The organism is Klebsiella sp. 10982, from assembly GCF_048589245.1.
Lineage (GTDB): Bacteria > Pseudomonadota > Gammaproteobacteria > Enterobacterales > Enterobacteriaceae > Klebsiella > Klebsiella quasivariicola.
In genome coordinates, this window is record NZ_JBMAXV010000030.1 from 61384 (window position 1) to 71719 (window position 10336).

The 10336-nt window shown below is 55.6% G+C and carries 8 protein-coding genes; 7 read left to right on the forward strand and 1 reads right to left on the reverse strand.

What is annotated here, in order from left to right; all coding sequences use genetic code 11:
• The first annotated feature begins 479 nt into the window (after positions 1–479).
• The 3 genes from xylA (at position 480) to yiaB (ending at position 3902) form a co-directional block, all read left to right on the forward strand.
• Positions 480–1802 carry a xylose isomerase gene (gene xylA, locus ACKLKD_RS20065; RefSeq protein ID WP_087804723.1) on the forward strand — a complete coding sequence of 441 codons (1323 nt, stop codon included), beginning with the start codon at positions 480–482 and terminating at the stop codon, positions 1800–1802.
• Positions 1803–1894: 92 nt separating this feature from the next.
• Positions 1895–3349, forward strand: a complete 1455-nt coding sequence (gene xylB, locus ACKLKD_RS20070; RefSeq protein ID WP_087804722.1) for a xylulokinase — start codon at positions 1895–1897, stop codon at positions 3347–3349.
• A gap of 181 nt (positions 3350–3530) precedes the next feature.
• Entirely contained in the window at positions 3531–3902 is a 372-nt protein-coding gene (gene yiaB, locus ACKLKD_RS20075) for an inner membrane protein YiaB (protein WP_080897613.1), read from the forward strand.
• Positions 3903–3981: 79 nt separating this feature from the next.
• Here yiaB and ACKLKD_RS20080 read toward each other — a convergent pair whose 3' ends face one another.
• Complete coding sequence (locus ACKLKD_RS20080; protein ID WP_080924206.1) at positions 3982–4977, reverse strand: acyltransferase; 996 nt, start codon at positions 4975–4977, stop codon at positions 3982–3984.
• 179 nt (positions 4978–5156) lie between these two features.
• Between ACKLKD_RS20080 and ACKLKD_RS20085 the strand changes: the two genes are divergently transcribed.
• The 4 genes from ACKLKD_RS20085 to ACKLKD_RS20100 all read left to right on the forward strand — a co-directional run bounded on the left by ACKLKD_RS20085 (position 5157) and on the right by ACKLKD_RS20100 (position 10245).
• Complete coding sequence (locus ACKLKD_RS20085; protein ID WP_025714079.1) at positions 5157–5456, forward strand: YsaB family lipoprotein; 300 nt, start codon at positions 5157–5159, stop codon at positions 5454–5456.
• A 127-nt stretch (positions 5457–5583) separates the two neighbouring features.
• Positions 5584–6495 carry a glycine--tRNA ligase subunit alpha gene (gene glyQ, locus ACKLKD_RS20090; protein ID WP_002922128.1) on the forward strand — a complete coding sequence of 304 codons (912 nt, stop codon included), beginning with the start codon at positions 5584–5586 and terminating at the stop codon, positions 6493–6495.
• A 9-nt stretch (positions 6496–6504) separates the two neighbouring features.
• A complete protein-coding gene (glyS, locus tag ACKLKD_RS20095) occupies positions 6505–8574 on the forward strand; it encodes a glycine--tRNA ligase subunit beta (RefSeq protein ID WP_025714078.1) in 2070 nt (689 codons plus the stop codon).
• Between the two features lie 301 nt (positions 8575–8875).
• A protein-coding gene (locus ACKLKD_RS20100) for an IS3-like element ISKpn8 family transposase (protein ID WP_085949440.1) occupies positions 8876–10245 on the forward strand; the annotation gives its coding sequence in 2 pieces (ribosomal slippage) (positions 8876–9356 and positions 9356–10245; 1371 coding nt in all).
• The last annotated feature ends 91 nt before the right edge of the window (positions 10246–10336 follow it).

Consider the following 10336-nt stretch of genomic DNA (forward strand, 5'->3'; position numbering starts at 1 on the left):
TTGTAAGGGTAGGTAAGACGAACGGAAAAATAATGTTTGATACATGAGGTTGCGGATACGTTACAGATTCTTAACGCGGAAAGCAGGACTGGCAATTATCGGTTCTTATTTTGCCGTTATGAAATTTCGTTTAATGTGCAAATTATGACGGCGATCGTATTTTATTCATGCACACTCTTATTATTGCACTGGACTTCTCTGGCAGAACGGCGAAAGAAGAGACAGAGATTATTTTTGCGAGCTGGCGCACGTTTGTGGATTCTCTCAATGGCGGTGTGAAATAACGTAATTGAGGAGAATGAAAGCGAAATTCTATATTGGCTTAAACCCGTCATACTTCAAGTTGTAGGTGGGTTGGTGACATTCGTTGCTCCGCCCCCGGGTTATCGGGGACTCGCGCTCCTGCCGCCTTCCTGCAACTCGAATTATTTAGGGTACCTGATTGGTTATTCGCCGCATCTCTGAATATGGAGTTCTCTATGCAGACTTATTTCGATCAACTCGATCGCGTTCGTTACGAAGGCCCGAAATCCACCAACCCACTGGCTTTCCGTCACTATAACCCGGATGAACTGGTGCTGGGCAAACGGATGGAAGATCATCTGCGTTTTGCGGCCTGTTACTGGCATACCTTCTGCTGGAATGGCGCCGATATGTTTGGCGTGGGCTCCTTCGACCGCCCCTGGCAGCAGCCTGGCGACGCCCTGGAGATGGCGAAACGCAAAGCCGATGTGGCATTCGAATTTTTCCACAAACTCAACGTACCTTACTACTGCTTCCACGATGTCGATGTCTCGCCGGAAGGCGCTTCGCTCAAGGAGTACAGCAATAACTTTGCCCAAATGGTCGAGGTGCTGGCGGAGAAACAGCAGCAGAGCGGCGTGAAGCTCCTGTGGGGTACCGCAAACTGCTTTACCAACCCGCGCTACGGCGCCGGCGCGGCCACCAACCCGGATCCGGAAGTGTTTAGCTGGGCGGCCACCCAGGTGGTTACCGCCATGAATGCCACCCATCAGCTGGGCGGCGAAAACTATGTGCTGTGGGGTGGTCGCGAGGGCTATGAAACCCTGCTGAATACCGACCTGCGCCAGGAGCGTGAACAGATTGGCCGCTTCATGCAGCTGGTGGTGGAGCATAAGCACAAAATTGGCTTTAAAGGTACGCTGCTGATTGAGCCCAAACCGCAGGAGCCGACCAAGCATCAGTATGACTATGATGCCTCTACCGTGTACGGCTTCCTCAAACAGTTTGGTCTGGAAAAAGAGATTAAACTGAACATTGAAGCTAACCACGCGACGCTCGCCGGCCACTCGTTCCATCATGAGATTGCGACGGCCATTGCGCTGGGGCTGTTCGGCTCTGTCGACGCCAACCGCGGCGATCCGCAGCTGGGCTGGGATACCGACCAGTTCCCGAACAGCGTCGAAGAGAACGCACTGGTGATGTATGAAATTCTCAAAGCGGGCGGCTTTACCACCGGTGGCCTCAACTTTGATGCGAAAGTGCGCCGCCAGAGCACCGATAAATATGACCTGTTCTATGGCCATATCGGCGCGATGGATACCATGGCGCTGTCGCTGAAGGTCGCGGCGCGGATGATCGAGGACGGTGAGCTGGATAAACGCGTGGCCAGACGCTACGCCGGCTGGAACGGTGAGCTGGGGCAGCAGATCCTTAACGGGCAGATGACCCTGAGCGACATTGCCCAGTATGCCGCTCAGCATCAGCTGGCGCCGCAGCATCGCAGCGGCCAGCAGGAACAACTGGAAAACCTGGTCAACCATTATCTGTTTGACAAGTAATCATGCGGCGGCGCCCGGCATGACCGGCGTCGCAACCAGGATGCTCTGTTCGCGCCACGCTTAGCCGTGGCGCGCGTTTAAGGGGAGGGAGTATGTATATCGGCATCGATCTGGGGACATCGGGCGTCAAAGCCATTCTGCTCAATGAGCAGGGTGAGGTGGTGGCATCGCATACCGAAAAGCTCACCGTCTCGCGTCCGCATCCGCTGTGGTCGGAACAAGATCCCGAACAGTGGTGGCAGGCGACGGACACGGCGATGAAAGCTCTGGGCGCGCAGCATAGTCTGCGTGACGTGAAAGCGCTGGGGATCGCCGGGCAGATGCACGGCGCCACCCTGCTGGATAAATCATTGCAGGTGCTGCGTCCGGCCATTTTATGGAATGACGGCCGCTGCGCCGAAGAGTGCCAGCTGCTGGAAGACAACGTCAGCGCTTCCCGGCAGATCACCGGCAACCTGATGATGCCTGGCTTTACGGCGCCGAAGTTACTGTGGGTGCAGCGTCACGAGGCGGCGGTGTTCAACCAGGTCGATAAAGTGCTGCTACCCAAGGATTATCTGCGCCTGCGGATGACCGGCGAGCTCGCCAGCGACATGTCTGACGCCGCCGGTACGATGTGGCTGGACGTCGCCAGGCGCGACTGGAGCGATGAGATGCTCGCCGCCTGCGATCTCAGTCGGGACGCAATGCCGGCGCTGTTTGAAGGCAGCGACGTCACCGGGCAACTGCGGCCTGAGGTGGCGCAAGCGTGGAACATGCCGCAGGCGCTGGTGGTGGGCGGCGGTGGCGACAATGCCGCGGGCGCGGTCGGGGTCGGCATGGCCGATGCTGGCCAGGCGATGCTGTCGCTGGGCACGTCGGGGGTTTATTTCGCCGTCAGCGAAGGGTTTCTCAGCAAACCCGAAAGCGCGGTGCACAGCTTCTGCCATGCGCTGCCGGGCCGCTGGCATTTGATGTCGGTGATGCTCAGCGCGGCCTCCTGCCTGGACTGGGCGGCGAAATTAACCGGCCTGGCCAGCGTGCCGGCGCTGATCGCGGCGGCGCAGACGGCGGATGAAAGCGCCGGTCCGGTGTGGTTCCTGCCCTATCTCTCGGGCGAAAGGACGCCGCACAATAACCCGCAGGCCAAGGGCGTCTTTTTTGGCCTGACGCATCAGCATGGGCCGGCAGAGCTGGCGCGGGCGGTGCTGGAAGGGGTGGGCTATGCGCTGGCGGATGGCATGGACGTGGTGCATGCCTGCGGTATCAAGCCGCAGAGCATCACGCTTATCGGCGGCGGGGCGCGTAGCGCTTACTGGCGGCAAATGCTGGCGGATATCAGCGGCCATCAGCTCGATTACCGTACCGGAGGGGATGTCGGCCCGGCGCTGGGGGCGGCCCGGCTGGCACAGCTGGCGGTTCATGGCGAGGCCGAACGCGCCGGGCTGCTGAAGCCATTGCCTCTGGAACAAGCCCATCATCCAGACGACCGCCGTGTGGCCCACTATGCGCCACAGCGGGAAACCTTCCGCCAGATTTATCAGCAGCTGAAACCGCTGATGTCATAGCCTCGATGTTATAGCCTCAGTCCGTCCGGCCGTGCCGGGCGGATTTACTCCCTGAATATCTCCGTTTCATCGATTCAAAACACATATTTGTTTATTCCGAAATGTCGACGTTGCCGCAGGTAAGCAGCGGCATCGCCGGGCGACTCGGTCATAATCAGTGCGTGTCGAACAGGGAGGTGCGATGAAAACAAAACGCAATATCGCGAGAGTGATGATGGCGGCAGGAGCGCTGGTATATCTGCTCGGTATCTGGCGGACCTGCCCGTTGTTCAGCGGTAAAGGTTATTTTCTTGGCGTGCTGGTGATGGGGATGTTTGCCGTTCTCACCCATCAGCGCGCCATACAGTGGCAGGAACAGGACGACGGCTTTATTTCGCTGTGCCGCCTGGTGCTGCTGCTGTCGGTCGGCCTGCTGCTGGTCGGTGCCTGTTATGTCCCGGCAGACTGGCAAGAAAAAGCCGTCTATATCGTGGCCTGGTTTGTCTGCTTATATGGCGCATCGGCAACCCCCGAACGGACTCGCGTAGCCCGCGCGGTGCATAAAACGGAATAAGTGCGCCGCCCGTGGGCTGCGCAACAGGTCAATTAGCATGCTGGAAGCGAGACCGGAATCATAAACAGGCGCCGCGCCGTTAGCTGACCAGCCGGCGGCTATCAATCCGCTGCACGAGGCCTGACAGCAGCAGGCTGCCGAGCAGTGCGGCGCTAAAAATCCACACTATGTCCAGCAGCGGCCAGCGGGACAGCTCCAGATGGCTGGCGCGCAGCGCATGCACAATCAGGGCATGAAAGCCGTAAATACCCAATGAATGTCGCGCAATGCAGGCGATACCGGGCAGGGGACGCGTGTTAAGCCGGTTTTTGGCCAGCGTCAGCAGAGAGACTGCGCAAACGAACACCGCCGGCCCGCAGTAGAGATACCAGGTATCGCCGAAATCCCCACGCCAGCGCAGCTCGTGCAGCGTTCCGCGGGAAATGACCCATACCGCGGCGATGAACAGTGCGGCGCAGAGCGGGGTCAGCCATTTTTTATCGGTGTCCAGGGTGCCAATGGCTCTGCCCAGTACACCGTAGAGCACGTAGTAGAAGGTGTCGCCGTTGATATAGAGGTTGACTGGCAGCCACTCAATCCCGGCGGCTTTGACGCTGACCATATTGGGGTTAGCCAGAATGCCGAGGATCGCCATCAGCGCCAGCAGCATTTTGCCGCTGACAGCCTTCACCTGAATAAGCGGTGAGAGCAGATAGATAACGGCGATGGCAAAGAAAAACCACAGATGGTAGAAGACGGGCTTCTGTAGCAAATGCGTGAGGGACAGCTCGACGTTGATATGGGTAAACAGGGCGATATACAGCAGCGACAGCACGCTATAAAACACGATACACAGGCCAATCCGCCAGAAATGACGCGACCGGGCGCTGCGTTCCCCGAAGAACAGGTATCCCGAGATCATAAAAAACAGCGGCACGCTGACGCGGGAGGCGGAGTTGAGCAGATTGGCGATATCCCATTGCGCGAGAGTAATCGTATGCGGGTGAGTGATATACCAGCTGGTGCTGTGGATCATCACCACCATCATGCAGGCGATACCGCGCAGGTTGGTGATCCAGTGTATCTTTTCTTGCATCAGTCCCTCAGTGTCTGCTGGCGAAATAAGGTATGACCCGCCCTGTTTGTCGGTGTCGCAATAGATTAGTCTGAGTTTTCGGTCACAGACTTGTCGCAGTTTCATGATATTCGCAAAATACCTGTAATACTGAATCTTTAGGATAACAACTTGCTAACAAGGCGGTGGAGGAGAACGTGGTGAAAGGTGTCGTTTCCGTAATGCTGGTGCTGCTCCTCGCGGGCTGCAGCGAGACCATTTCCCCGCCGGCGCAAAAAGCGCAGCGTGCCCGTATTACGCCGCAAACTACGCTCAATATGGCGCAGCTTTGCCGGGATCAGGCGGCGATTCGCTACAACACGCAAACGCAGCTCGTTGACGTGAACCATTTCGAGCAATTCCAGGCGAGCTATGAGCTTTCGGGCCGTACCGGCAAGAATGAGCGTTTCATCTGTTCCTTTGACCCGGACGGCCAGTTTATGCATCTTTCGATGCGCTGAATCGACCCCGCCTGGCGTAAATTTCGTCCGATTTCCTGAAACAACGCCGTTTCGTACTGTATATCTCGCAGCCAGCGGGTATACTGACCCCTTCCTTTAAATCCACACGTATCCAGCACGAAATCATATGCAAAAGTTTGATACCAGGACCTTCCAGGGCCTGATCCTGACCTTACAGGATTACTGGGCTCGTCAGGGCTGCACCATTGTTCAACCACTGGACATGGAAGTCGGCGCCGGCACCTCTCACCCGATGACCTGCCTGCGCGCGTTAGGGCCGGAGCCAATGGCGACCGCCTACGTGCAGCCTTCCCGTCGTCCAACCGATGGCCGCTATGGCGAAAACCCGAACCGTTTACAGCACTACTATCAGTTCCAGGTGGTGATTAAACCCTCTCCGGACAACATCCAGGAGCTGTACCTCGGGTCGCTGAAAGAGCTGGGCATGGACCCGACTATTCACGATATTCGCTTTGTCGAAGATAACTGGGAAAACCCGACGCTGGGTGCCTGGGGTCTGGGCTGGGAAGTGTGGCTCAACGGCATGGAAGTCACGCAGTTCACCTACTTCCAGCAGGTGGGCGGCCTTGAGTGTAAGCCGGTGACCGGCGAGATCACCTACGGTCTGGAGCGTCTGGCAATGTACATCCAGGGCGTGGACAGCGTCTACGACCTGGTCTGGAGCGACGGTCCGCTGGGCAAAACCACCTACGGCGACGTGTTCCACCAGAACGAAGTGGAGCAGTCCACCTATAACTTCGAATACGCCGACGTCGACTTTCTGTTCACCTGCTTCGAGCAGTATGAGAAAGAAGCCCAGCAGCTGCTTGCGCTGGAGACCCCGCTGCCACTGCCGGCCTATGAACGTATTCTGAAAGCGGCTCACAGCTTCAACCTGCTGGATGCGCGTAAAGCCATCTCCGTCACCGAGCGTCAGCGCTATATCCTGCGCATTCGCACCCTGACCAAAGCAGTGGCGGAAGCGTACTACGCTTCCCGTGAAGCGCTCGGCTTCCCGATGTGCAACAAGAATAAATAAGAGGCGGCCATGTCTGAGAATACTTTTCTGGTGGAAATCGGCACTGAAGAGCTGCCACCAAAAGCGCTGCGCAGCCTGGCGGAATCTTTTGCTGCGAACGTGACTGCGGAGCTGGATAACGCCGGCCTCGCGCACGGTAAAGTGGAATGGTTTGCCGCGCCGCGTCGTCTGGCGCTGAAGGTGGCCAACCTGGCGGCGGCGCAAGCCGATCGTGAAGTAGAAAAACGTGGCCCGGCTATTGCCCAGGCGTTCGATGCCGAAGGCAAGCCAAGCAAAGCGGCCGAAGGCTGGGCGCGCGGCTGCGGTATCACCGTCGATCAGGCCGAACGTCTGACCACGGACAAAGGCGAGTGGCTGCTGTATCGCGCCCATGTGAAGGGCGAAAGCACCGAAGCGCTGCTGCCGAACATGATTGCCAGCTCGCTGGCGAAGCTGCCGATCCCGAAACTGATGCGCTGGGGCGCGTCCGACGTCCACTTTGTGCGTCCGGTACACACGGTGACTTTGCTGCTGGGTGACAAAGTTATCCCGGCGACTATCCTCGGTATTCCGTCCGATCGCGTCATTCGCGGCCATCGCTTTATGGGTGAGCCGGAGTTCACTATCGACCATGCCGACCAGTATCCGCAGATCCTGCTGGAGCGCGGTAAAGTCATCGCCGATTACGAACAGCGTAAAGCCAAAATTAAAGCCGATGCGGAAGAAGCGGCGCGTAAGATTGGCGGTCAAGCCGATCTGAGCGAAAGCCTGCTGGAAGAAGTCACCTCGCTGGTGGAGTGGCCGGTGGTGCTGACGGCGAAGTTCGAAGAAAAATTCCTCGCGGTGCCGTCCGAAGCGCTGGTTTACACCATGAAGGGCGACCAGAAGTACTTCCCGGTCTACGACAACGCCGGCAAACTGCTGCCGAACTTTATCTTCGTGGCCAACATCGAGTCCAAAGATCCGCAGCAGATCATCTCCGGTAACGAGAAGGTGGTTCGTCCGCGTCTGGCCGATGCCGAGTTCTTCTTCAACACTGACCGTAAAAAGCGTCTGGAAGACAACCTGCCGCGCCTCGAAACCGTGCTGTTCCAGCAGCAGCTGGGCACCCTGCGCGACAAGACCGATCGCATCCAGGCGCTGGCGGGCTGGATTGCCGAGCAGATTGGCGCTGACGTGAACCACGCGACCCGTGCGGGCCTGCTGTCCAAGTGCGACCTGATGACCAACATGGTCTTTGAGTTCACCGACACCCAGGGCGTGATGGGGATGCACTACGCGCGCCACGATGGCGAAGCGGAAGATGTGGCCGTAGCGCTGAACGAGCAGTATCAGCCGCGCTTTGCCGGCGATGCGCTGCCGTCTAACCCGGTAGCCTGCGCGGTGGCGATTGCCGATAAGATGGATACCCTGGCGGGTATCTTTGGTATCGGTCAACATCCAAAAGGCGATAAAGACCCGTTTGCGCTGCGTCGTGCCGCGCTGGGCGTGTTACGCATCATTGTCGAGAAGAACCTGAATCTCGATCTGCAAACGCTGACCGAAGAAGCGGTGCGTTTGTACGGTGAGAAGCTGACCAACGCCAACGTGGTTAATGACGTGATCGACTTTATGCTGGGCCGCTTCCGCGCCTGGTATCAGGACGAAGGCTACGGCGTCGACACTATCCAGGCAGTACTGGCGCGCCGTCCAACCCGCCCGGCGGATTTCGATGCGCGCATGAAAGCCGTATCGCATTTCCGTACCCTGGAGGAGTCCTCCGCGCTGGCGGCAGCGAACAAACGTGTCTCCAACATCCTCGCGAAATCTGATGAGACGCTGAACGACATCGTTCATGCCTCGGTGCTGAAAGAAGCGGCGGAAATCAAGCTGGCGGGCAATCTGGTGGTGCTGCGCGACAAACTGCAGCCGTACTTCGCCGCAGGCCGTTATCAGGATGCGCTGATCGAGCTGGCTGCGCTGCGCGAGCCGGTGGATGAGTTCTTCGAGAACGTGATGGTTAACGCTGAAGACAAAGATGTTCGCATCAACCGTCTGACGCTGCTGTCCAAACTGCGTGAACTGTTCCTGCAGGTCGCGGATATTTCTCTGCTGCAGTAAGCGTATCGGTAATAATAAAAAACCTGCCACGGTGCAGGTTTTTTTATACGTAAAATATAGGTAGCCGAACCGCTAATAATTCTGTCATTGATATTTTCATTATATTAATTTATCGATGTATAACATTTTAGGAATATATAAACATAATTCCGTGAGATATTTACGCTAGAATGGCGGCGGGTGCTTGAGACTGTGTGTCTCAGGTATTCAGCGGGAGATACACAGAGAAAAGCCCCACCTGATAGTAATCAAAGTGTACTGCACCCATTTTGTTGGACGATGAAATGGAATAGTCCCTGATATGTCAAAGCCAAAATACCCCTTCGAAAAGCGCCTTGAAGTCGTGAATCACTACTTCACAACTGATGATGGTTACAGGATCATCTCTGCACGTTTTGGTGTGCCTCGAACACAGGTCAGGACGTGGGTTGCCCTCTATGAAAAACATGGAGAAAAAGGTTTAATTCCCAAACCTAAAGGCGTTAGTGCTGATCCAGAGTTGCGCATTAAGGTCGTGAAAGCCGTGACCGAGCAGCAGATGTCCCTCAATCAGGCTGCTGCTCACTTTATGCTTGCTGGTAGTGGTTCTGTAGCCAAGTGGCTGAAAGTCTATGAGGAGCACGGAGAAGCTGGTTTACGCGCACTCAAGATCGGCACCAAAAGAAACATTACAATGTCAGTTGATCCAGAAAAAGCGGCGTTAGCATTGGAGCTGTCGAAAGACCGACGTATTGAGGATCTTGAAAGACAAGTTCGATTCCTTGAAATGCGGCTTACGTATCTAAAAAAGCTGAAAGCCTTAGCTCATCCCGCGAAAAAGTGAAAGTACTCAACGAGCTAAGGCAGTTTTACCCTCTTGATGAGCTTCTCAAGGCAGCGGAGATACCGCGCAGTACGTTTTATTACCATCTAAAGGCTCTCAGCAAGCCTGATAAGTATGCGGATGTTAAAAAGCGTATTGGTGAGATTTATCACGAGAATAAAGGTCGTTACGGATACCGTAGGGTAACGTTGTCTCTCCATCGAGACGGGGAACGGATTAACCATAAAGCCGTTCAGCGCCTGATGGGAACCCTCTCGCTTAAGGCAGCGATTAAGGTCAAGCGATACAGCTCCTACAGAGGAGAGGTAGGGCAAACCGCCCCCAATGTTCTCCAAAGGGATTTCAAGGCTACACGGCCAAACGAGAAGTGGGTTACCGACGTTACTGAATTTGCAGTCAATGGGCGAAAGCTGTATTTGTCTCCAGTAATAGATCTCTTCAACAACGAAGTTATTTCTTACAGCCTGTCGGAAAGACCTGTGATGAACATGGTCGAGAATATGCTCGATCAGGCATTCAAAAAGCTTAAGCCTCACGAGCATCCTATTCTGCACTCTGACCAGGGATGGCAGTATCGTATGAGAAGGTATCAAAACATCCTTAAAGAACAAGGCATTACACAGAGCATGTCCAGAAAAGGCAATTGTCTGGATAATGCAGTCGTGGAATGTTTCTTTGGAACCTTAAAGTCGGAGTGTTTTTATCTTGACGAGTTCAGTAATATAAGCGAACTGAAGGATGCTGTTACGGAATATATTGACTACTACAACAGCAGAAGAATTAGCCTGAAATTAAAAGGTCTGAGTCCAATTGAATATCGAACCCAGACCTATGTGCCTCGTGTTTAACTGTCCAACTTTTTGGGGTCAGTACAAAGTGAGGCTCCCCTATGCATCAACACCATAAGAGTAGCCTCTTACTTGTTGAAAATCAACACTG

Coding starts and splice junctions, on each gene's coding strand:
- glyS (WP_025714078.1), top strand. CDS start 6,505: ATGTCTGAGAATACTTTTCTGGTGGAAATCGGCACTGAAGAGCTGCCA.
- xylA (WP_087804723.1), top strand. CDS start 480: ATGCAGACTTATTTCGATCAACTCGATCGCGTTCGTTACGAAGGCCCG.
- ACKLKD_RS20080 (WP_080924206.1), bottom strand. CDS start 4,977: ATGCAAGAAAAGATACACTGGATCACCAACCTGCGCGGTATCGCCTGC.
- glyQ (WP_002922128.1), top strand. CDS start 5,584: ATGCAAAAGTTTGATACCAGGACCTTCCAGGGCCTGATCCTGACCTTA.
- xylB (WP_087804722.1), top strand. CDS start 1,895: ATGTATATCGGCATCGATCTGGGGACATCGGGCGTCAAAGCCATTCTG.
- yiaB (WP_080897613.1), top strand. CDS start 3,531: ATGAAAACAAAACGCAATATCGCGAGAGTGATGATGGCGGCAGGAGCG.